Annotated in this window: 20 protein-coding genes and 1 tRNA gene; 14 read left to right on the forward strand and 7 right to left on the reverse strand. The window is 68.8% G+C overall.

Annotation, left to right across the window (positions count from 1 at the left end):
• Window positions 1-56: 56 nt before the first annotated feature.
• Window positions 57-1046 carry a zinc-binding dehydrogenase gene (locus tag ACQPYY_RS25255; protein WP_433591240.1) on the reverse strand — a complete coding sequence of 330 codons (990 nt, stop codon included), beginning with the start codon at window positions 1044-1046 and terminating at the stop codon, window positions 57-59.
• 328 nt (window positions 1047-1374) lie between these two features.
• On the opposite strand from ACQPYY_RS25255, the gene ACQPYY_RS25260 reads away from it, so the two are divergent.
• The 7 genes from ACQPYY_RS25260 to ACQPYY_RS25290 all read left to right on the forward strand — a co-directional run bounded on the left by ACQPYY_RS25260 (window position 1375) and on the right by ACQPYY_RS25290 (window position 7469).
• Entirely contained in the window at window positions 1375-3234 is a 1860-nt protein-coding gene (locus tag ACQPYY_RS25260; RefSeq protein ID WP_433591241.1) for an ATP-binding protein, read from the forward strand.
• Window positions 3231-3644, forward strand: coding sequence for a roadblock/LC7 domain-containing protein (locus ACQPYY_RS25265; RefSeq protein ID WP_357086151.1), 414 nt, complete (start codon window positions 3231-3233; stop codon window positions 3642-3644). The genes ACQPYY_RS25260 and ACQPYY_RS25265 overlap by 4 nt, the downstream gene beginning before the upstream one ends.
• Window positions 3641-3994 carry a DUF742 domain-containing protein gene (locus tag ACQPYY_RS25270; RefSeq protein WP_357086153.1) on the forward strand — a complete coding sequence of 118 codons (354 nt, stop codon included), beginning with the start codon at window positions 3641-3643 and terminating at the stop codon, window positions 3992-3994. Before ACQPYY_RS25265 ends, ACQPYY_RS25270 begins: the two co-directional genes overlap by 4 nt.
• Complete coding sequence (locus ACQPYY_RS25275; protein ID WP_433591242.1) at window positions 3975-4577, forward strand: GTP-binding protein; 603 nt, start codon at window positions 3975-3977, stop codon at window positions 4575-4577. Before ACQPYY_RS25270 ends, ACQPYY_RS25275 begins: the two co-directional genes overlap by 20 nt.
• On the forward strand, window positions 4574-5836 hold the full coding sequence (locus ACQPYY_RS25280; RefSeq protein WP_433591243.1) for a cytochrome P450: 1263 nt from the start codon (window positions 4574-4576) through the stop codon (window positions 5834-5836). Before ACQPYY_RS25275 ends, ACQPYY_RS25280 begins: the two co-directional genes overlap by 4 nt.
• On the forward strand, window positions 5833-7059 hold the full coding sequence (locus ACQPYY_RS25285) for a cytochrome P450 family protein (protein ID WP_433591244.1): 1227 nt from the start codon (window positions 5833-5835) through the stop codon (window positions 7057-7059). The genes ACQPYY_RS25280 and ACQPYY_RS25285 overlap by 4 nt, the downstream gene beginning before the upstream one ends.
• A gap of 143 nt (window positions 7060-7202) precedes the next feature.
• The gene (locus ACQPYY_RS25290) at window positions 7203-7469 is read left to right on the forward strand and encodes a GlsB/YeaQ/YmgE family stress response membrane protein (RefSeq protein ID WP_357086159.1); all 267 of its coding nucleotides are present in this window, start codon (window positions 7203-7205) and stop codon (window positions 7467-7469) included.
• A 258-nt stretch (window positions 7470-7727) separates the two neighbouring features.
• On the opposite strand, the gene ACQPYY_RS25295 is transcribed toward ACQPYY_RS25290, so the two are convergent.
• The 3 genes from ACQPYY_RS25295 to ACQPYY_RS25305 all read right to left on the reverse strand — a co-directional run bounded on the left by ACQPYY_RS25295 (window position 7728) and on the right by ACQPYY_RS25305 (window position 11043).
• Window positions 7728-8687 (reverse strand): helix-turn-helix domain-containing protein, encoded by a 960-nt coding sequence (locus ACQPYY_RS25295; RefSeq protein ID WP_433591245.1) that lies wholly within the window; start codon window positions 8685-8687, stop codon window positions 7728-7730.
• Window positions 8688-8806: 119 nt separating this feature from the next.
• Window positions 8807-9652, reverse strand: a complete 846-nt coding sequence (locus tag ACQPYY_RS25300) for a ParB N-terminal domain-containing protein (protein ID WP_379095034.1) — start codon at window positions 9650-9652, stop codon at window positions 8807-8809.
• Between the two features lie 380 nt (window positions 9653-10032).
• Window positions 10033-11043 carry a GAF domain-containing protein gene (locus tag ACQPYY_RS25305; RefSeq protein ID WP_433591246.1) on the reverse strand — a complete coding sequence of 337 codons (1011 nt, stop codon included), beginning with the start codon at window positions 11041-11043 and terminating at the stop codon, window positions 10033-10035.
• A gap of 219 nt (window positions 11044-11262) precedes the next feature.
• Between ACQPYY_RS25305 and ACQPYY_RS25310 the strand changes: the two genes are divergently transcribed.
• Entirely contained in the window at window positions 11263-11772 is a 510-nt protein-coding gene (locus ACQPYY_RS25310) for a hypothetical protein (RefSeq protein WP_379095025.1), read from the forward strand.
• A 72-nt stretch (window positions 11773-11844) separates the two neighbouring features.
• Here ACQPYY_RS25310 and ACQPYY_RS25315 read toward each other — a convergent pair whose 3' ends face one another.
• Window positions 11845-13056 (reverse strand): FAD-dependent monooxygenase, encoded by a 1212-nt coding sequence (locus ACQPYY_RS25315; RefSeq protein ID WP_379095022.1) that lies wholly within the window; start codon window positions 13054-13056, stop codon window positions 11845-11847.
• 144 nt (window positions 13057-13200) lie between these two features.
• Here ACQPYY_RS25315 and ACQPYY_RS25320 point away from each other — a divergent pair, with 144 nt between their 5' ends.
• From ACQPYY_RS25320 to ACQPYY_RS25335, 4 genes are all read left to right on the forward strand, one after another.
• Complete coding sequence (locus ACQPYY_RS25320) at window positions 13201-13815, forward strand: YdcF family protein (protein ID WP_433591247.1); 615 nt, start codon at window positions 13201-13203, stop codon at window positions 13813-13815.
• A 76-nt stretch (window positions 13816-13891) separates the two neighbouring features.
• On the forward strand, window positions 13892-14233 hold the full coding sequence (locus ACQPYY_RS25325) for a hypothetical protein (protein ID WP_433591248.1): 342 nt from the start codon (window positions 13892-13894) through the stop codon (window positions 14231-14233).
• 158 nt (window positions 14234-14391) lie between these two features.
• Window positions 14392-16176, forward strand: a complete 1785-nt coding sequence (locus ACQPYY_RS25330; RefSeq protein ID WP_433591249.1) for a serine/threonine-protein kinase PknD — start codon at window positions 14392-14394, stop codon at window positions 16174-16176.
• 210 nt (window positions 16177-16386) lie between these two features.
• Window positions 16387-16605, forward strand: coding sequence for a hypothetical protein (locus ACQPYY_RS25335; protein ID WP_433591250.1), 219 nt, complete (start codon window positions 16387-16389; stop codon window positions 16603-16605).
• 70 nt (window positions 16606-16675) lie between these two features.
• Here the strand turns inward: ACQPYY_RS25335 and ACQPYY_RS25340 are convergent.
• A tRNA-Asn gene (locus ACQPYY_RS25340) sits at window positions 16676-16748 on the reverse strand.
• A gap of 268 nt (window positions 16749-17016) precedes the next feature.
• Between ACQPYY_RS25340 and ACQPYY_RS25345 the strand changes: the two genes are divergently transcribed.
• Window positions 17017-18675: a zinc ribbon domain-containing protein gene (locus ACQPYY_RS25345; protein ID WP_433591251.1), complete on the forward strand. Its 1659-nt coding sequence runs from the start codon at window positions 17017-17019 to the stop codon at window positions 18673-18675.
• Window positions 18605-18850 (forward strand): hypothetical protein, encoded by a 246-nt coding sequence (locus ACQPYY_RS25350; protein WP_213560124.1) that lies wholly within the window; start codon window positions 18605-18607, stop codon window positions 18848-18850. The genes ACQPYY_RS25345 and ACQPYY_RS25350 overlap by 71 nt, the downstream gene beginning before the upstream one ends.
• Before the next feature lie 110 nt (window positions 18851-18960).
• On the opposite strand, the gene dnaG is transcribed toward ACQPYY_RS25350, so the two are convergent.
• Window positions 18961-20874 carry a DNA primase gene (dnaG, locus tag ACQPYY_RS25355; RefSeq protein ID WP_433591252.1) on the reverse strand — a complete coding sequence of 638 codons (1914 nt, stop codon included), beginning with the start codon at window positions 20872-20874 and terminating at the stop codon, window positions 18961-18963.
• Window positions 20875-20914 lie beyond the last annotated feature (40 nt).

A 20914-nucleotide genomic window follows, 5' to 3' on the forward strand; every position in this document is an offset into this window, starting at 1 on the left:
CCGGTGTCACCTTGCTCCGCGGCGCCGGGCGCACGCTCACGACACGCCGATGACGGTCAGACCGTGAGCAGGGTGCGACCCAGTGCGGCACGCGATCCGATGGCGGTGTGCGCTGCGGCCGCCTGGTCGAGCGGGAAGGTCTGGCCGATCACGACTTCCAGGCGCCCGGCGGCGACTTCGGCGTGCGCGCGCTGGTGCAGCGCGAGCCAGTCGGTGTCCGGGGTGGTGAGCTCGAACAGCGTCACGACGGTGACGTCCTGGGCCGCAGCGGATTCCGCGTCCACCGCGGCGAAGCCACCCGCGGCGTTGCCGTAGGCGATGAGCAGACCGCCCGGCGCGACGGCGGCCAGTGCCGCGCGCCCGATCTCGCCGCCCGCGCCGTCGAGGACCACCGCGACGCCGCCGGTGCGTTCGCGCACCCGCGCGGCCCAGCCGGGCTCGGAGTAGTCGATCACCTCGTGCGCGCCGAGTCGTTGCGCCAGCGCGAGTTTCGCCTCGCCGCGGGCGGCGGCGATCACCCGCGCTCCGGCGGTGCGCGCCAATTGGACCAGCAGCGTGCCCAATCCGCCCGCGGCGGCGGTGACCAGCACCCGCTGCCCCGGTTCGATGGCGGCCCGGTCGGCGATGGCGAGCACGGTGCGGCCGTCGTGGACCAGGGCGGCGGCCTGCTCGAAACTCAACTCGGCGGGGATGGCCGCGAGGGTGTCGGCCTTGGCCAGGGCTCGTTCGGCGTAGCCGCCGATGGGCAGGCCGCCGCCGACGCCGCTGGCCGCGGTGGGGGTGGCCACCCGCTTGCCGACCCACGCGGCGTCGACGTCCGGGCCGACGGACTCGACGGTGCCGGTGACCGCGCCGCCGGGGACGAACGGCGGTTCGGCCGGGAAGTAGTCACTCGCCGCGCCGCTGCGCAGCATCGTGTCCAGGAACATGACGTCGGCGGCGGCGACCCGCACCACCACTTCGCCGGGCCCGGCGACGGGGTCGGGAACCTCGCCGACCTTCAGCACCTCGGGTCCGCCGAACTCTTCGACCTGCACCGCACGCATCTCGTTGCCTCCCTGCCGCTTCCGACGACCGCTTCGACCGGCCGTCACTGCATCCAGCATCGAACCTCGACATATGTTGAGGTCAAGGCCGGGCGGCGAACGTTCACTCCGGGCGAACACCAGAGATCCGTTGTCCCAACGGGTGGGACGGATGTTTGCCCGTGGGTACGCGCTCGGGTAGCGCCGCTGACCGGGGGCGCTTATGCTGCGTCCGGCAGAACCGAATCCGCTTGGCGGTCCGCGCATTTGGCACGGTATTCCGCGAAGCGGGCGCGGTCGGGGGCATCGGGGCGTCCGCCCTGGTGGACGTAGTTCGGAAGTGCGGAGCGTGTCGGAATCAGTCAATCCGCCGAACGGGGAACAGCACACCGTTCGGGGTCAACGCCCGCCGTATCTGACGACGGCCGTCTCACTGGTAGCCACCGCGATCCTGGTCGCGGTCGCGGTCCTGCTGTCCCCCAGCGAATTCCGGATACCACTGGCCATCGGGGCGAGTGTGGCGGCGTTGTTGCTGACCGGAGCGCTCAGCGCGGCCGCCTACTACCGGGACCGGGTGCACGCGGTGCGCCGCGAGGCCCTCGCCTACACCGCGCAGGCCGATGCCCATGTGGCCGCGACCATGTCGGCCGCCCAGGCGCGAATCACCGAGTCCGAGGCCCGAGTTCACGACATCCGTGAGCACGCCGCCGAACAGGCCCGCTCCGCCAAGGACAACGAGCACCGCCGGGCCGCGGCCCTGGCCGCGTTCGCCGGGGCCGCGGGCCGCATGCAGGCGATGAGCACCTCCATGCTGGCCGAGCTACGCGAGATGGAACACCGCCACGCCGACCCGAAGGTGCTGGCCGACCTGCTCGAACTCGACCACCGCACCGCCCAGGCCGGACGACTGGCCGACAGCATCGCGGTGCTCAGCGGCGCCCGGTCCGGCCGCCGGTGGGCGAAACCCATTGCCATGGAGTCGATCCTGCGCGGGGCCATGGGCCGCGTCGCCGGATACCAGCGGGTGCGACTGCGCGCGGTCACCGAGATCGCCGTCGCGGGCCACGCCGCCGAGGGCGTCATGCACGCGCTGGCCGAACTGCTCGACAACGCCTGCAACTTCTCCCCGCCCACCACCGAGGTGCACGTCTACGCCGCCGAGGTCCCGGCCGGCGTGGTGATCACCATCGAGGACAGCGGCCTCATCATGAGCGAATCCGCGCTCCGCAGAGCCGAATCCGCGGTGGCGGGCCCCCGCGCCGACACCGACCTGTCCTCCCTCTCCGGTACCCGCCTGGGTCTGGCCGTGGTCGGGCACCTGGCCCGCAAGCACGACCTGACCGTCAGCTACCGGCCCTCCGCCATCGGCGGCACCGCCGTGGTGGTGGTCATCCCCCGCGAACTGACCACCCGCCTGGAACGCCAGTCCGGCACCCTGTCCCGCCTCACCCCGGTGGCCGCCGGCCCCGCGGAACCCCAGCTCACCCGCGTCCCAGCGCGCTCGGATGACTCGGCCGCCGAACCCGCGTGGGCGGGCTCGGCCACCGCACCGGGGCGCGGGACCGAGCTCGCCGGATCGGCCCGCACCGGATCCTTCGACCCGGCGAGCGCGGAACGATCCGAGCCCATCGCGGCCGCGGCCGATTCCACCGCGGCGAACCACGCCGATCCCGCCGGCCCGGCCCGCACCGCCCCGAGCGGTCCGGCGCAGTTCCCCGCGCACGGCAATGACCAGGGTCATCAGCCGGATGAATCCGGCACGCACGCAGCGACTTCCAGCGGGCTGCCCAAGCGGCAGCGCGGCAGCACCCTCGCCGCCGTCCACCCGGAGGGCCTCGCCGTTCCGGCGGCCCCGCCGCCGCCGCGTCCGCCGGCCGCTCCGGCGTCGATGGCCGCCTTCCAGCGTGCCGTCTCCGGTCGGGAGACCCCCGCCGACGCAGGGTCTTCGCCGCTCACCAACCTCGATCCGCCCGCGGGCGGCCGCGTCCCCACCGTCTCGACCCGGCCGGATCCGCTCGGCCTCGACGGCTCGAGCGACGCCTCCTTGCTGCCGAGGTCACTGATGGACGCCGTCCGGCGCGGGATCGATCTGCGCGACAACGCCTCCGCGGCTTCGCCTTCCGCCGGTCGGACCGCACAGCTCCCCGACGGCGAGCCCGGCACCGGCGCTTACCCTGCCCCTGCGAACCCCTGGGAGACCGATCGATGACACCGTCCGCCACACATCTGGGCTGGCTGTTGGAACAGTTGCTGGTGCGCACGCCGCGGGCGCGGCACGCGCTGCTGCTGTCGGGGGACGGTTTGAAGATCTGTCATACGCCCGGGCTGGGGAACGACAGCGCCGATCAGCTGGCGGCGATCGCGGCCGGGATCCAGAGCCTGTCGCACGGGGCCTCGGTGGAGTTCGGGGACGGGCGCGGCGGCGTGCGGCAGTCGATGACCGAGTTCTACGGGGGCATCCTGTTCATCGTGGAGGCCGGGGTGGGCGCGCACATCGCGGTGGTCGCCGCGGAGGACGCCGACGCCGGACTGGTCGGCCACAATATGCGCGAGCTGGTCGAACAGCTCGGCGAGCATCTGGCCGCCGCCCCGCGAGTACCGGGGGCGAGCGTGCCGTGACCAGGCCAGACGAGGATCCGGATCGGCTGTACACGCTGACCGGCGGTCGCAGCCAACCGGATTCGGACGCCTTCGACCTGGTCACCCTGGTGGTCAGCGAGAGCGCTCCGGTGCGCGGCATGCAGTCCGAGCATGCCGCCATCCTCGATATGTGCCGCGCGCCGACCGCGGTGGTGGAGATCGCGGCCGAGCTGCGCCTGCCGGTGGGCATCACCGTGATCCTCCTGTCGGACCTGCTGCACGCGGGCAAGATCACGGTGCGTCATCCGGATCACGCGTCGCGGCAATGGAATTGGCTGCCCACTACCGACACGCTGGAAAAGGTGCTCGTTGGACTCCGCAAACTCTGACCTCCGCCCGTCCCGGGCCGAGGCTCCGCTGCCCGCCGACGCCCGTCAGGGCCTGAAGATCGTCATCGTGGGCGGCTTCGGCGTCGGCAAGACCACCATGGTGCGCTCGATCAGCGAGATCCGCCCGCTCGACACCGAGGCCACCATGACCCAGGTCGGCCAGGGCGTCGACGACCCGGCCGGGATACCCGGAAAGTCCACCACCACGGTGGCTTTCGACTTCGGCCGCATCACCATCGACAACGAGCACGTGCTCTACCTGTTCGGCGCGCCCGGCCAGGAACGCTTCTGGTTCCTGTGGGATCGGCTGTTCACGGGCGCGCTGGGCGCGATCGTGCTGGTGGATCAGCGCCGGATCGCCGACTCCTGGTACGCCATCGACCGGCTCGAACATCAGGGCACGCCGTTCATCGTGGCCTGCAACAGCTTCGGGCCCGGACCGTCCATGGCCGAAGTGCGGGAGGCGCTGGATCTGGGCCCGCACATCCCGCTGGTCGAATGCGATGCCCGCGTGCGCGATTCCTGCAAGAACGTCCTGATCACCCTGGTCGAGTTCCTCTACCACCCGGAGACCGTCTCATGACCTCGCCCGTGCAGGGCGGCTGCCCGGTGCCGCACGCCGCCGCGGCGGCGGTGCCGCTGAGCGGCCCCCGCTTCCACACCGACCGCAACTCCCTCTATCGCGAGATCCGCCGCGACCACGGCCCGGTCGCCGCCGTCGAGCTGATCGGCGGGATCCCGGCCTGGCTGGTGCTCGGCTACCGGGAGATGCATCAGGTCACCAGCTCGCCCGAACTGTTCCCCCGTGATGTGAGCCTGTGGAACCAGTGGCCCAACATCCCCCCGGACTGGCCGCTGCTGCCCATGGTCGGCACTCCGATGCCGTCGATCTACTTCACCGCGGGCGCGGAGCACCGCCGCCACCTGGCCATGGTGGAGCCGGCGCTGGAATCGGTGGACAACTTCGAATTGCGCAGGGTCGCCGAGGGTTTGGCCGATCAGCTGATCGACGCCTTCTGCGGGCGCGGCTCCGCGGACCTGGTCGCCGAATTCGCCGAACCGCTGCCCGTGCTGGTGCTGGCCGCGCTGCTGGGTTTTCCGGAGGTCGAGGGCCCCGGCCTGGCGCGCGCCATGAAGGTGATGGCCGACGGCGGCGCCGACGCCCAGACCGCGCACCTGCAGTTCATGCAGTACATGCAGCACCTGCTGGCCATGAAGAAGGCCGCGCGCGGCGACGACCTGGTCTCGCGCATGCTCGCGCAGCCGGGGCAGTTCACCGACGAGGAGTACGTCAACGACCTGATGGCCGTCACCGCCGCCGGGCATCTGCCCACCGCGGACTGGCTGATCAACTCGGTGCGGCTGATGCTCACCGACGACCGGTTCGCGGCCGCGCTCGGCGGTGGCCGGCGCAGCGTCGACCAGGCCATGAACGAGGTGCTGTGGGAGGACTCCCCCAACTCGATCCTGGCCGGGCGCTGGGCCGCCCGCGACACCCGGCTGGCCGACACCCAGATTCGCGCCGGTGATCTGGTGCTGCTCGGGCTGGCCGCCGCGAACACCGATCCGCATGTGCGCCAATCGGTCGGCGACGGCATCAACAGCGGCAACAACGCCCACTTCGCGTTCAGTCACGGCGAATACCGGTGCCCGTTCCCGGCGCAGCAGATCGCGGAGACCGTGGCGCGCACCGGCATCGAGGTGCTGCTGGACCGGCTGCCCGACATCGATCTGGCGGTGCCCGCGGCGAGCCTGGTGCGCCGGCCCTCCCCGTTCCTGTGCGGAATGACTTCTCTGCCCGTTGTTTTCACACCTGTTCGTGCTCTCGGAGGTTTCCAGTGAGTTCCCCCTGCCCGCATGCCATCGCCATCGATCCGATGGTCGGCGATCTCGCCGGTGAGACCACCCGTCTGCGCGCCGCCGGACCGATCACCCGCATCGACCTGCTGGGCGCGCCCGCCTGGACCATCACCGATCACACCGTGGCGCGGCAGCTGCTCACCGACACCCGGTTGGTCAAGGACATCAACGCCTGGAAGCTGTTCAGCGAGGGCGTGATCACCCGGCAGTGGCCGCTGATCGGCATGATCGACGCCGGGCGGTCCATGTTCACCGTCGACGGCCCCGAACACCGCCGCCTGCGCATCAAGACCACCCAGGCACTGACCCCGCGCCGCCTCGAAGAGCTGCGCCCCACGGTCGAACGGCTCACCAAGGAGCTGCTCGACGACCTCGACGCGGCGGGCGGCGAGGGCGCGGTGGTCGACCTCAAGCAGGTCTTCGCCTACCCGCTGCCCATGCGCGTGATCTCCGAACTGATGGGCGTGCCGCGCGAGGACCACCCCATGCTGCTGGACTGGTACAAGAAGTTCTTCTCCATGATGACCCCGCAGGACGAGCGGCTGCGGGTCATCGACGACATGGACGTCTACTTCACCGAGATGGTCCGCCGCAAGACCGCCACCCCCACCGACGATCTCACCAGCGCCCTCATCCTGGCCGACGAAGGCGGCGAGCCGCTCACCGAGGAAGAGGTGGTCGGCAACCTCAAGGCGCTGGTCGCGGCCGGGCACGAGACCACCGTCAGCCTGATCCTGAACACGGTGCGCGCCTTGCTGACCCGGCCCGAACAGCTGGCCCGGGTGCGGTCGGAGGAAGTGGAGTGGAAGCAGGTCGTCGAGGAGTCGCTGCGCTTCGACGGGCCGGTCACCCATCTGCTGATGCGGTTCGCCACCGAGGACATCACGGTCGGCGACACCGTGATCGAGCAGGGTGAGGGCGTGGTCATGTCGTACCGCGCGATCGGACGCGACACCGGCGTATTCGGTGACGACGCCGACGAATTCGACATCTCCCGGCCGACCGCGCACCGCAATATCTCCTTCGGCTACGGCCCGCACATCTGCCCCGGCGCGGCGCTGGCGCGGCTGGAGGCGGCCATCGCGCTGCCCGCGCTGTTCGACCGCTTCCCGGCGCTGCGGCTGGCCGGCGCGGATGCGGACATCGTGAACCTTCCGGTCATGACGCAGAACGACATCGCGGCGCTGCCGCTGCACCTGGTCTGACCGCTCGCCCACGTGCCGGGACCCCGATTCCGGCGCGTGCGGCCGTGTCCGCCACGGGCGAATTGGGGTGTTTCGGCTCGCTCATCACCGGCCTTCGCCCTGCTACCGTCGATGCAGCGGAACCCAACGACAAGGAGAATGTCATGGGCGGCATCATCACGATGATCATCATCGGCCTGATCGCGGGCGCGATCGCCCGGCTGATCGTCCCCGGCAAGGAGGACTTCGGCATCATCTGGACCGCGGTGCTCGGCATCGTCGGCGGCTATGTCGGCGGAACGCTGGGCAGCCTGCTGTTCTCGCCGCACGAGTTCAGCGTGCATCCGCCGGTCAAGCACGCCTTCCTGGGCGCGATCGTCGGCGCGATCGTGGTGCTGGCGATCTACAAGTGGATCCGCGCACGCGTCTGAGCGCATCGCGTATCGAAGACCACCGCTCGGGGCGGCGCCGCTGGAAGGCGGCCCCGCCCCTTGTGGTTTCGGCGGCGTTGCACGCGATGAGGGGTCCGTACAAGGCCGCCGCCGCCACGACGCCGTCCCCACGGCGCCCCCGGGTCGCAGGTGGTCTACGCCCCAAGCTTTCTACGTACCTACTTAGTAGATACGTAGAAGTTAGCAGAAGGTTGCGGCCGGATCAACGGGCGGATTTCCTTCGCGGGCGGGCTGCGATCAGCCGCAGCCGATCTCGCGGTAGGCGGCCGGAGTAGTGCCCATCTCGACCCGGAAAGCGCGATAGAACTGCCGCTCATTGGTGAAGCCGGAGCTGTGCGCGACCGCTGCCACGGGGAGATCCTTTCGCGCGGTGAGCAATCCGCACGCGTACTCGATCCGCATCCGGCGCAGCAGCGTCGCCGGGCCCTCCTCGAACTCCTCCAGCACCCGGTACAGCGTGCGCCGCGACACCCCGCAGCCCGACGCGATCGACTCCACGGTGAGCGACGCGTCGAGGCAGTGCTTCCGGAGGAAATCCAGCACCTGACGGCGGGTGAGGGTCTCCGACGCATCGCCCGGGATCGAGCGGCCGGCGGTCAGCGCGATCGCGGAGGACAGCAGATCCACCGTCGAACCGGCCAGCACCGCGGCCTGCGCGGGGTCGGTGTTCTGCAATTCGGTCAGCTCACGCAGGAAGCTCGTGACCACACCGGCGGGACTGGTCCCCGCCACCGTGGTCGCGGTCGGGATCTCCGACGGGGCGATGCCGGAGCGCTGCCGCAGCCGGCTCAGCGGCACCTGGACCGCGGACATCTCCCACGCGCCCTCGAACTCCCAGTGGTACGGGCGAGTGCTGTCGTAGAACACCATCTCACCCGGGCCCACCTCCGCGACCCGGCCGTCCTGATGCAGCCGGCCGCGGCCCGCGATCTGAATACTGGTGTGCAGGAACTCGTCATCGGTGCGGGCGATCAGGGTGCGGGTGCGATGAACCCGCTGCTTGCTCGCGCCCAAGGTGGACAGCTCGACCTCGTTGTAGCGGCCGTGCACGATCCAGCCCTGGAAGCTCTCGCTCTCGCCGGGCGATACCGCCAGCGGCACATACGCTTCGCTGAGCCCCGCCTCCCATTGCTCGAACAGCCGGCCCGCATCGGCCCCCTCGCCGCCGCGCACCTCGACTCGCCGGACCCCCTGCACCGCACCTACTCCGATCGATCCTTCACCACGCTTTTCAACATTTTGTCATGGCCGGATTCGAGCCCCGAACAGCGCCAGGCCCTTCGACGCCGTCCGGCTCGCCGCGGGCGCGGCGCTCGTCACGCCGCGGTGTTCTCCTCCGTCACCGCGTGCCGGGTCGCGGCACGGGCCAGGGCCGACCAGTTCTCGGCCTGCTCGGCGGCCAATTCGGCGAGGAAGGCGGCGTGATAGGCCGGGAGATCACCGATCAGCTCGGCCCAGGTCGCGGGATCGGCGGGGATGGTCGCCAGCAGGTCGAGCAACTGCCGGCCGGATTCGGTGCGGTGCAGCGCGGGGTCCGAGGTACGCAGGGCCGACGGCTGATCGGCTCCGGCGGCCGGGACCGAACAGCGTTGGATCGGACGGGAATCGGCCTGCGGGATGCGCTCCGGGCGGCGATGAATCTCGCCCGGCGCGGCGACCGGGGTCGGGCAGGGGCGCGGCTGACAGGTCGGCAGCACAGCGGTTCTGCGCCGCACGGCCGCGATCGTGCGCTCGGACAGACCGAGTGCCATGCCCAGCCGGCGGTCCGACCAGTCCGGGTAGTACATCAGCACCTGTTCGGCGGCGGCCTTGCGATCGGCGGCGGACAACGGCAGGCCGTGCGCGGTGTTCAGCCGGATGGCCAGCAGCAGCGCCTGTCCGTCGTCGCCGTCGAAGTAGACCGCGTCGATCCACTGCGACCCGCTGCACTGCGCGGCCCGTACGCGATGGGCGCCGTCGATGACAGTCATGCTCGGCCGGTGCACCACGATCGGCGGCAGGGCCGCGGCGACCTCCGACAGCGCGGCGACATGCCGGGCGTTCTCCCCGGATTGCCGCAGCGTCGCGCCGATGTGCACGCGGTCCAGGGGGATTCGGACGATCTCGGCGGGATTCGGCTCGAGTCCGCGGACATTCGCGCCCCGATAGGTGCGCAACCCCATCGATCGCACCATTCGAGCCGCCAGCCACTGCCGGATACCGGTGAGAAGACGTAGCCACCACGCATTGTTCGGTCCGAGCACTGTTGCCGCCTCCCTACGCCGAGCAGCCACGACCGCCGGAGCCGCAACAGCGTCTCCGGGCAGGGCCTGTCAACGACGCGCCAGGCGGCCTCACGGGGAGAACCGGCAAGATTCCCGCTCGCGCGGGTGCGTACTGGCGGCAGTGTAGCGATCCGGACATACCGTGATCAATTGAGCAAATCCCCCGCCCACCTGCGTATTTCCCCCTTGATCACGCTGACCTGCCGCAAACCCGCGACGCGCGGCGAACCGCTGTTATATACCCAACAAACATTACTGGTGGTTTGTTTGCTGGCCGGCTAATCCACCAGGTCCGGGTCCCGAACGGTCACCAACGCGGCCGTCGTGTACTGATCCAGCGCCATCAACACCGCCCGCGCCCGCACCACCCGCCACCCACCGTCCAACGCCCGCAACCGCAACACCCCCGACGTCCGCGACTGCGCCAGATCCCGGCTCATGGCCTTCGCGATCCCCAGATCCTCGGGATGAATCCCCGGCTCCGGCTCCCCCGCCAACGACTGCCACGCGATCCCCGGCATCGCCGGCCCCATCCACCGCAACAACCGCAGATTCCGCAAATCCACGATCGCCCGATAATCCCCTTCCGCCGCAGCCGCATCCAACACCCGATGCTCCAGAATGACGGGCGGCGGCGCCGAACTCACCTCGGTCGCGTCCCCGATGTCATGCGTAACACCCCGCATGAAGATCTCCGGCACCTCGGCGGACGTGCGCTCCTCGAGGATCCGGCAGGAGAAGTGCGCCGCCCGCAACGCACCGTCATCCCGCCGCACGGTCCACACCGCCTGATGCTCGGTCCCGGGAGCCGACCGCACAATCTTCGCCAGCGCATCGGATTCGTCGCTATTGGTGATCACGCGGGCGAACACCCCCGCGATGGCATGCTCCCGAGCCCGGTTCTCCGGCGCGACCCCGTACAGCTCGAGCAGATCATCCGACCGCGTGGATTTCGACGTCGAGAGGTTGAAGTACCACGCCCCCACGCGATCTCGCGGCGGCAGTTCCTCCTCGACCGGGCCCGACCACAACAGCACCGCGTGCACTCGTTCCGGTGTGATGTGCAGCGGCACCGTCACCGTGCGCCGCCGCCCGTCCTCGCTCACGACATCCACCGACCCGAGGCGGGCCAAGGTCGCCGCCACCGCGCCACGAATGGCCGAGAGAGTCTCCCGCTGCCGGAACATCTGGGTGAGCGGGACGAATTTCCTTGGCGCACTTCCGAGTCCGACCACCGTCGGCTCGCCGCCGCCGAAGGTCTCGATCAACAGCCACCGTGTACCGCTCACCACATACTCCCCTCTCGTCCCCTGACCATGAGTACACGAGTCTTCCCCAGCGCGGCACCGGCCGGCATTCGTTACTCGAGTCAGGCCTTCCCCCAAGACTTTTCACCGAGCGGTCCGCGTTGAGCCGTTCCCGCCAAGTTTCACGTTCGGCCTGCGAGCGATCGGCGGCGGGGTTAATTTGGTCATGCGTCCAGGTTTTTCGGGGAAAGCAGTACTTCGATGCGAAACATCATTCTGATCACCGCTTCTATCGGTATCTCACTCGCCATCGCGGCCGCGCCGGCGGCCGCCGAACCACTCACAGTTGAAGGCCCCGGGGTTGCCCAGGCCGATCCCACCGCACTGGATCCCGGCATGACCTGCCTCGAGGGATTCCTCAAAGGCTGGGCCAGTTCGGCCGCCACCGGCTCGGTGACGGGTTCCGCGCTCGGGTTCCTCGGCGGTTCCGCCGCAGGCCCCGAGGCCGGTCTCGCCGCAGGTCTGACGAACGGGATCATCACAGCCCTGACCAGCGGCTCCGGCGGCGGACTCGCCACCTGCGCCCTCGACGAACTGGCCAATGGGGGCGGCGACGCCTTCCTCGGCTCGACGACCGGGCCGGGCCGGGGATATCTGACGGGCTCCGCCAGTGGGTCCGCGTCCGGATCCGCCACCAGCGACCTGCCGGGTGCGGTGATATCCAGCATCCTGTCGGGACTGCTCGGCGCGGCGACCAGCGGCTCGAGTTAGCGGGCCAGTCGCACGAAAAGGCCTTCACCGACCGGTCGATCGGTCGAGGAAGGCCTTTTCGGCGCGGTTTGATCAGTAGGTCGGGAGGACGTAGTCCTGGGTCTGGTCCAGCATTTTCATCATGATGGGGCGGAACAGCTTGGTGGTCATCAGCTTTCCGACCTGCTGCATCATCTTCAGGCCGAGTTTCGAGGTGGGGAGCATCATCTGGATGCCGCCGCCGGGGAGCTCCTTGGCCTTCTCCAGGAACGGGGTGACCTGCTCCTCGTAGCGGGCCAGAGCGCCGTCGATATCGGCTGGGGTAGCGGCGATTTCGCCCGCCAGCAGGTAGGCGCCGACGATGGCCATGGCGGTGCCCATGCCGGTCATCGGGGAGCCGCAGAAGCCGGAGTCGCCGAGCAGGGTGACGCGGCCCTTGGAAAGCGTGGGCATGTCGACGCGGACCAGCTCGTCGAAGTAGAAGTCCTCGGTGGTCTCCAGGTGCTCGAGGGCCTCGGGGACCAGCCAGCCCGCGTCCGCCAGCATGTCGCGAATCAGCGTGCGCTGGGCCGGGATATCGCGGCGCAGCGCCGGGTCGGCGTCGGTGCGCAGGGTGATGATGGCCTTCGAGGTGGCCGGGTCGAAATCGGGGCGCAGGCCGAGTGAGGCGCGCGGCACCACGTGCATGGACATCCAGTCCTGCTCCACGCCCGCCGGGGTGGGGATCGTGTAGAAGGACATGTAGCCGCCCAGGTAGGTGGTGAACTCCTCCTCCGGGCCGAACACCAGCTTGCGGGTCCGGGAGTGCACGCCGTCCGCGCCGATCACCAGGTCGTAGCGCTCTTCGCGGCCGGAGGCGAATCCGACCGTGGCCCCGTCGCCATCCTGGTCGATGGTCTCGATCCAGTCGCCGTAGCGGTAGTCGAGTTCGCCTGCGGCACCGGCGAGTTCGGTGAGCAGCACATTGTTGAGGTCGCCGCGGCTGATCTCGATGTCGGCCACCGGACCCTTGCCGTCGAACATCTCCATCGACATCCGGTACACCGACGACCCGTCCGCCTTGACGATCGCCATCCCCTTCTCGTGCAGCAGGCTCTTCTTGATCCCCTCCATCAGCCCCATCCGCTCGGCCACCTCCCGGCTGGGCCCACGCAGGTCGACAGCCTGCCCGCCGGGCCGCGGCGCGTCCGCCCGCTCGACGACGGTGACCGCGATGCCGGCCCGAAGCAGCTGCAGGGCAACAGCATTGCCGGCAATGCCGCCGCCGGCGACCAGGACGCGGAGGGTGTTGGCGGTGGTGCTCATGGGGTGTCTCCCGGTTCGTGGTGAAGAACGTTTGTCTAAGACATATGTCTACACGAGGTCTGACACGTTTGTCTAGAACAAATGTCTAATACGGTGGCGAGCGTAGGCTCGAACACGAATCGACGCCGGTGAGAGGACATGAACGTGACGACCCGTAGGGGACGGATCGAGCTGTCGATCGGGGCAGTCGTGGCGGTGAGCCTCTGGGGCGAGTGGGAGAACTGGCGCGCCTCACGCAGATTCGTGGGGTCCGCTCCCGGCACCACGGAGGCGGTCGTCGTGCTGGGCTACCGCAACGCGGGCACCCGGGCCAATGTGATGAACCGCTGGCGGGTGCGGGCGGGACTGCGGTCCGTCGACCCGGCCGCGGCCAGTAGTCGGCTCGTCCTGTGCGGCGGCGCGTGCGCGGGCCCGACCCCCGAAGCCGCACTGATGGCCGACTACGCCACCACCCACGGCTATCGCGGGCCACTCACGGTCGAACCACAGAGCCGAAGCACCTGGGAGAACATCGCTTTCGCCCTCCCGTACCTGGAGAGCGTCGACCGGATCAAGATCGTCTCGCTCCCCTACCACGCCGAGCGAGGCCGGTCCTACCTCGTCCGCCAACGCCCGGACCTGGCCGAGCGGCTCGTGCGCGGCGCCGAGTACCGGTTCGGCGAATGGATGCCACTGAAACCCCTACTCGCCCTGTACGGCCGAGGAAAACCGGTGTCATGGCCGATCTCGTTCTCACACCGGAGCGGCGCGACCAACTAGCCGCCCTGCTCGGCGACGAACACCAGCCGCGAACGCAATTCCCCCACGTTGCCGAGTATTTGACGACAGCGCCGATTTGCTGTCGGGCACCGGCGACGACGCCGCGGACGCCGCCTTCGACCTTCGCCTGGTGCACTACCTGACCAGCGGCGAGTCCCGGAACCCGTACTGGGACATCGTCGCGGCGTCCGTGGGCGAACGCGACGGTCGCCGAGTGGTGAACGGCGGCAAGACATCCGGCCGCGGACACCTCGCCTACGCGCAGTCGATCCTGCAGGCGACCCACGCGTACGCGATTCCCCCGCCGCGGACGATCGCGTGGGTTCGCGAGTTCTGCGGGACCAGAACGGTGGTGGAGCTCGGCGCGGGACGCGGCTACTGGGCCGCCAGCTCGCCGGCGAGCGATACGAATAGATAAAGCGGTACGCTGAAGTTGCTACAGGTTTGTTGGCGGATAGCGCCGACTCTCGACTGTCTGGCCTGGCTGAATCAACTAGGGCGGGGTACCAGCTCGGGCGGGGGTTGGACCGCAAGCAAGTACACCGTTTGCCAGTCGGGTGGTCACGGGACGGCACAATGGACGACACGTCAGTAGGTGGCAGAGACACCACCTCAGCGGAGGTGTTCGGGCGCTATCGGCTGTTGTCCCTGCTGGGGCAGGGTGGCATGGGCCAGGTGTGGCGGGCGCATGATTCGCTGACCAACCGGGTGGTGGCGGTCAAGGTGTTGCCTGAGCGCTTCGCCGATGACGAGGAGCTGCGCGAACGGTTCCGCCGGGAGTGCCGGGCGGTGGCGCAGCTGACCGAGCCGCATGTGATCCCCATCCACGATTTCGGCGACATCGACGGTCGGCTGTATCTGAATATGCGCTTGATCGAGGGCACCGACCTGCGTGAAGTGATCAGCCGAGAAGGTGCCTTGTCGCCGCGGCGGGCAGTGGCGATCTGCGCACAGGTGGCCGGCGCGCTGCAGGCGGCCCACGACGTCGGGCTGGTCCATCGCGATGTCAAGCCCTCCAACATCCTGCTGGGGGCCGATGAGTTCGCCTACCTGATCGACTTCGGGATCGCCCACGCCGCCGATGACCGTACGCTGACCACGATCGGCGAAACCCTCGGCACCGTCGCCTACATGGCGCCGGAGGAGCTCACCGCGGAGGTCAAGGCCGATGCCCGAGCGGACGTGTACGCGTTGACGTGCGTGCTGTATCAGTGCCTGACCGGCCAACCACCGTTTGCGAGCGCAGCGGGGGTGCAGGGTGTGATCGCCCATCACCTGCATACCCCGCCGCCGCGACCCAGCACCATGACACCCGATGTACCGGCTGCGTTCGATGCGATCATCGCCAAGGGAATGGCCAAAGACCCCGACGATCGTTACCAGACCGCGCGCGAGCTGGCCGCGGCGGCCCGCACCGCGGTGGGCGATTCCGCGGTCAGCAGCACCGGGGGCATGGCTGCGCGCCATGGGCGGCGAATCAGATTGTCGCCCAAGACCGCCGGGCTGCTCGCCGCCGCGGTCGCGGTCACGGTGGTGGCCGCCATCATCGGCGTCCGCCTCGGATCAGGCGGTGGCAACTCGCCCACACCTATCACCTCGGGCTACTCGGCCCAGACTCCGCTGCCGTTCACCGGCGTCAGCTTGCCCACCGATGTGGCTGTCGACGCAGCGGGCAATGTGTACGTCACCGACATGGGTAACGATCGGGTGGTGAAATTGGCGGCGGGCGCATCGACGTCGACCCCGCTGCCGTTCACCGGCCTGAATAATCCCCAGGGTGTGGCGGTCGACGCGGCTGGCAACATTTACGTCACCGACACGAGTAACAATCGGGTGGTGAAATTGGCGGCGGGCGCATCGACGCCGACCCCGCTGCCGTTCACCGGACTCAAGGATCCCCAGGGTGTGGCCGTCGATACGGCGGGCAACGTGTACGTCAGCGACCGGGGTAACGATCGCGTGGTGAAGTTGGCGGCGGGCGCGTCGGCGCCGACCCCGTTGCCGTTCACGGGGCTCCAAGATCCCCAAGGGGTGGCGGTCGACACGGCGGGCAACGTATACGTCACCGAATTGAGTACCGAGCGGGTCGTGAGGTTGGCGGCGGGCGCGTCGACGGCGACCCCGCTGCCGTTCACCGGACTCAAGGATCCCCAGGGTGTGGCCGTCGACACGGCGGGAGACTTGTACGTGGTCGATTGGGGTAATCAATGGGTGGTGAGGTTGGCGGCGGGCGCGTCGACGCCGACCCCGCTGCCGTTCACCGGCCTGAAGAATCCCCAGGGTGTGGCCGTCGACACGGCGGGAAACGTCTACATCACCGACCAGGGCACCGATCCGGTGGTGAAACTCCCGGTCGGCTGAGCCCCCGTTCCGCCGCCTAAGGGTGTCAACCTCCGCGCCGCAGATCTGTTGAAGTCCGAATCTCATTTGCTGTTCGGGTGCGCCGTCGGTCGCCCAGCGCGCGGCGTGGCAGAACGAATACCTGACTGCCAAGGGCGTATTGGCGAATATCCCTGAACCACAACGTGTTTCGGTGCCGGTGATCGACAACCCTATACCTTCCGCAAGTTCATGGCGTTATTGCCCGATGACGCGGGGCTTTCCGCGCGGGTGGTGGCCGATGTTCTCCAGCACGCGGATCCGGCGATGACCCAGCGGAAGTACATGGCGCAGGGCAAAGTTCACCACGGGGCGGCGGCAATCTTGCACGAGGCGGCCGGCTGCACGAATCCGGCGGACCATGATCACGACGGGAATGGATCGATGCCGAGTTTCATGAAACTTTCTTGAGGAATTCGGGCCCGGAAACGGGAAAGGCCCCGACCTTGCGGGGTGAACCGCTGGTCAGGGGCCTTTTCGGCTCCCCCATCTGGACTCGAACCAGAAACCTGCCGATTAACAGTCGGCTGCTCTGCCAATTGAGCTATAGGGGATTGTTTCCCTGGCTGGCCCTTCCGGACCGGCCGGGGAAAACTTTAGCGTATCGGTTGTACAGTTCCCAAATCGTGGCTCTACCTGCGGGAATATGGACGGGGGCGAGATGGGGTGCCGGATCGACAGGGGCGGGGTGGGGGCGGGCAGGGCCGGAGGCGGGATGGTATGTGCGAAGAGTCGCGGGTCCGCTGGAAACGCGTCCGTTCTGTCCTTCTGTTCGCGCTCGGGGCCTGAAGTTGTCGGTGGCCTCATGTATTGACTGGAGTCATGAAGCCCGCTGCGGAGGTCGCTGCGATGAGTTGCCGGTCCTACCGGCTGCCGTCATGCGCGAACGCGGCGAAACTCGCGCGGGTCGCGGCGGTGTTGCCGGTGTGGCAGGCCGGGCTCGGGCGGGCCCAATCGGCGGTGCGGCGACAGTTGTTCACCACCGGTGTACTGCCCCGGTGGGTGGACACCAAAGGCTGGGACGACGGCTTATCGCAACGGCAGTGGGACTCGGTCGGTCAGCAGGCGGTGGCCACGCACCGGTCATGGCTGGGCAGCTGCGAACGCGTGTTTCGCGACCTCGTCACCGGCTCAACTCTGCCCGAGAAGGTCGCCGAGGATCTGCTGTACGTGAACAAGGCCAACGCCTGGTACCGGCAGCCCGGCCTCGGGCAGGACGGGGCCCAGGCCGGGCAGATTCAGATGTCGAAGCACCGTGTGATCGCGGCCGAGATCTTGACCCTGGCCCGCACGATCATGCGCCAGGTCCGCAAGCGTGTCGGGGCTCCGGATCTGCGGCGTGTCCGCACCATGGTGATGGACGGCAAGATCGCCGTCGTCGAATCCCCGAAACACGCTGGCACACACGCTTATTGGGTCCGGATTTCCACCCTGACAAGAAACAAGCCGGTGTGGATCCCACTGCGCACCCAAGCGGCGTTCGAGGCGCGCCTGGCGCGCCCGGGCGCGGTGGTGGCCAACCACTGCCAAGTCATCATCACCGGGGAGGGCCGGGTCGAGTTCCGGCTTGTCGTGAAAACCAGGAAAGCGATACCCGGTGACGAGCGGACCCGCGACCTGGGCGTGGACTGGGGCATGGCGACTTTGTTCGCGACCAGTGCCGGTACCTTGCACGGGCGCGACTTCCTGGACCGGTTGCGCGCCTACGACGCCCGTCTGCAACCGCTGGTCGCGGCGTTGAACCGCCAGCACATCCGGTTGCGGGATTCGCGTCGTTACCGGGCTTTGGTCCAAGACATTCGCGGGTTCGTCACCAACGAGGTCAACCGGTGCTTGAACCGAATCCTGAACCCAGACAAGGGCGGCGCACCCGATGTCGCCCGAGTCATCGTGGAGAAGCTGGACTTCCGCGGTCTGGCCCAGGCCGGCAAACTGTCCAAACGCCTGCGCCGACTGCTCGCGTTCTCGGGCCGGGCCGCGGTCGACACCAAACTCGCTTCCCTGCGTGAGGATCTCGGCATCGAGATCCTCGAAGTCCCTGCCGCGTACTCCAGTCAGGAATGCGGCAGCTGCGGATACACCGCCAGAAGCAACCGTCGAACCCAAGCACGCTTCCGGTGCCGGTTCTGCGGGAGAACCGTCCACGCCGACATTGGCGGAGCCCGAACACTGCTGAGACGTTCTCACCTAGTGGGCTCCGACTCGTCTCGGAATCGTGGACAAGTCCTGAATGCCCTCGACGAACGATTTCAGTCCCGTTGGGGCTGGACGTTCGCCGAGATCGCTCAGCGACAGCGTCACGGGGCGGCGCGAGTCACGCCCACTGCCGATCCTCCGGACACCACCGGAGGACGACAAAAAGACAACGGATTACCATTCGTGTCTGACCCTATGGGAGGAGCTTCTCGGGATGCTGCGGTTGATCATCGGTGTGGCGGCTGGGTATGTGCTGGGCGCCAAGGCCGGGCGGGTTCGGTATGAACAGATCAGCAAGACGACCCGCGCGATCAGTGAGAGTCCTGTCACGCGCAAGGTCGTGTTGATGGGGCGGCAGAAGCTCGCGGACAAGCTGAACACCCAGCCGAAGCTGGAACCGATGGTGCCGCTGGACGAGCGGACCACCATCCTCGTGCCGCAGGATCAGCTGCGGCGGTGAGGGATTGGGGCTTTGCCCCTTGCCCCCTGATGGGGGCTGCGCCCCCACACCCCTGCCCTGGGGCGGCGAGCTTCGCCGCCTGCCGGGTGGGTGCGGTGTGGGCGGCGTCGCTAGACGCCTGCGAAGTCGCCTGAGTTGCCCATGGCCTGGGTGAGGAGGCTCTTGCGGTACTGCTCCAGCGCGACCAGGTCGCCGAACAGGGCCATGTAGGCGTCGGGCTGCTCGGTGGAGGAGATGCGCTGGAGTTTGGACTTCAGTTCGGCGATCTGGCGGCCGACCCAGGATTCCTGGGTGCGGGCCAGGACGCCGGCGACGAAGCGAGGGATGTCGTCGGCGGATTTCACCGGGAGCGGTTCGGCGGCCAGTTCGGAGACCATGGCGCGCAGGGTGAGGTCGTCGGTGTTGTCGGCGACGGCGGTGACCCATTCCGCGCCGGTGAGGCCCGCGGCGGTGCCGCCGGCTTCGGCGATGGCGGCGCGGACGGCGAGGAACGCGGGGTGGGTGAAGGCTTCGGGCTCGAGGGCGTCGAAGACCGCGCCCGCGAAGGCGGGGTATTGCAGGGCGGCGGCGAGGGTTTGACGCTGGGGCAGCAGGGCCGGGTCCGTGGGGTTGGGACGGGCGGCGGGGCCGGGTGAAACCTCGTGGTGGGGTTGACGTTCGGGGATGCCGGGCTTGGCGCCGGTGCGGGCGCCCTTGCGGGCCTCCTCACCGACGCGGCGGACCACCTGCTGGATGTCGTCCCAGCCGACCCAACCGGCCAGTTTGGTGGCGTACGCCTTGCGGAGGGCGAAGTCCTTGATCTGGGAGACCACGGGGACGGCGCGGCGCAGGGCCTCGACCTGGCCTTCGGGGGCGTCGAGGTTGTGTTCGGCGAGCAGGCCGCGGATGACGAACTCGTACAACGGGACTCGGCGGGCGACCAGGTCGCGGACCGCGCCGTCGCCGTTGCGCTGGCGCAGTTCGCACGGGTCGAGGCCGTCGGGGGCCACCGCGATGTAGGTCTGGCCGGCGAGCTTCTGGTCGCCGGAGAAGGCCTTGAGGGCGGCGGCCTGGCCGGCGGCGTCGCCGTCGAAGGTGTAGATGATCTCGCCGCGCCAGAAGTTGTCGTCCATGAGCAGGCGGCGCAGGATCGCGAGGTGGTCGTCGCCGAAGGCGGTGCCGCAGGAGGCGACCGCGGTCTTGACCCCGGCCAGGTGCATGGCCATGACGTCGGTGTAGCCCTCCACGACCACGGCCTGATGCCCCTTGGCGATCTCCCGCTTGGCGTGGTCGAGCCCGAACAGCACCTGGGACTTCTTGTACAGCAACGTTTCCGAGGTGTTGATGTACTTGGCGGTCATGGTGTCGTCGTCGTAGAGGCGGCGGGCGCCGAAGCCGATCACCTCGCCGCCGAGATTGCGGATCGGCCACAGCAGACGGCGGTTGAAACGGTCCATCGGGCCGCGCTGGCCCTGCTTGGACAGGCCCGCGGCCTCCAGCTCCTTGAACTCGAAACCCTTGCGCAGCAGGTGTTTCGTGAGGGTGTCCCAGCCGCCGGGGGCGTAGCCACAGCCGAACTGATGGGCGGCATTGTGGTCGAAATTACGGTCGGTGAGGTACTTGCGGGCCGCCTCGGCCCCGGGCTCGCCGAGCTGTGAGATGTAGAACTCGTGCGCGGCCGCGTTGGCGGCGACCAGCCGGGCGCGGGTGCCGCGGTCGACGCGGACCGAGGTGCCGCCGCCCTCGTAGTTGATCTTGTAGTTGAGCCGGTCGGCCATCTGCTCGACGGCCTCTACGAAACCGACGTGCTCGATCTTCTGCAGGAACGCGAAGACGTCGCCGCCCTCACCGCAGCCGAAGCAGTGGAACACGCCGTGATTGGGCCGCACGTGGAACGACGGCGACTTCTCGTCGTGGAAGGGGCACAGGCCCTTCATGGAGTCGGCGCCGGCTCCGCGGAGGGCGACGTACTCCCCCACGACATCCTCGATCCGGACACGTTCACGAATCGCCGCGATATCGCGGTCCGGAAGTCGGCCAGCCACCCAGCGAGTCTAGCCCCGAGGCCCCGACACGCTCGACCGG

This window comes from Nocardia sp. CA-145437, from assembly GCF_050956485.1.
In the GTDB taxonomy this organism is placed as follows: Bacteria; Actinomycetota; Actinomycetes; order Mycobacteriales; family Mycobacteriaceae; genus Nocardia.

Bases quoted from the DNA above. Each gene is read 5' to 3' on its own strand.
- ACQPYY_RS25335 (WP_433591250.1), top strand. From the start codon at position 16,387: ATGGCGTTATTGCCCGATGACGCGGGGCTTTCCGCGCGGGTGGTGGCC.
- ACQPYY_RS25330 (WP_433591249.1), top strand. From the start codon at position 14,392: ATGGACGACACGTCAGTAGGTGGCAGAGACACCACCTCAGCGGAGGTG.
- ACQPYY_RS25300 (WP_379095034.1), bottom strand. From the start codon at position 9,652: ATGGGGTTGCGCACCTATCGGGGCGCGAATGTCCGCGGACTCGAGCCG.
- ACQPYY_RS25280 (WP_433591243.1), top strand. From the start codon at position 4,574: ATGACCTCGCCCGTGCAGGGCGGCTGCCCGGTGCCGCACGCCGCCGCG.
- ACQPYY_RS25310 (WP_379095025.1), top strand. From the start codon at position 11,263: ATGCGAAACATCATTCTGATCACCGCTTCTATCGGTATCTCACTCGCC.
- ACQPYY_RS25255 (WP_433591240.1), bottom strand. From the start codon at position 1,046: ATGCGTGCGGTGCAGGTCGAAGAGTTCGGCGGACCCGAGGTGCTGAAG.
- ACQPYY_RS25290 (WP_357086159.1), top strand. From the start codon at position 7,203: ATGGGCGGCATCATCACGATGATCATCATCGGCCTGATCGCGGGCGCG.
- ACQPYY_RS25345 (WP_433591251.1), top strand. From the start codon at position 17,017: ATGAAGCCCGCTGCGGAGGTCGCTGCGATGAGTTGCCGGTCCTACCGG.
- ACQPYY_RS25350 (WP_213560124.1), top strand. From the start codon at position 18,605: ATGCTGCGGTTGATCATCGGTGTGGCGGCTGGGTATGTGCTGGGCGCC.
- ACQPYY_RS25315 (WP_379095022.1), bottom strand. From the start codon at position 13,056: ATGAGCACCACCGCCAACACCCTCCGCGTCCTGGTCGCCGGCGGCGGC.
- ACQPYY_RS25265 (WP_357086151.1), top strand. From the start codon at position 3,231: ATGACACCGTCCGCCACACATCTGGGCTGGCTGTTGGAACAGTTGCTG.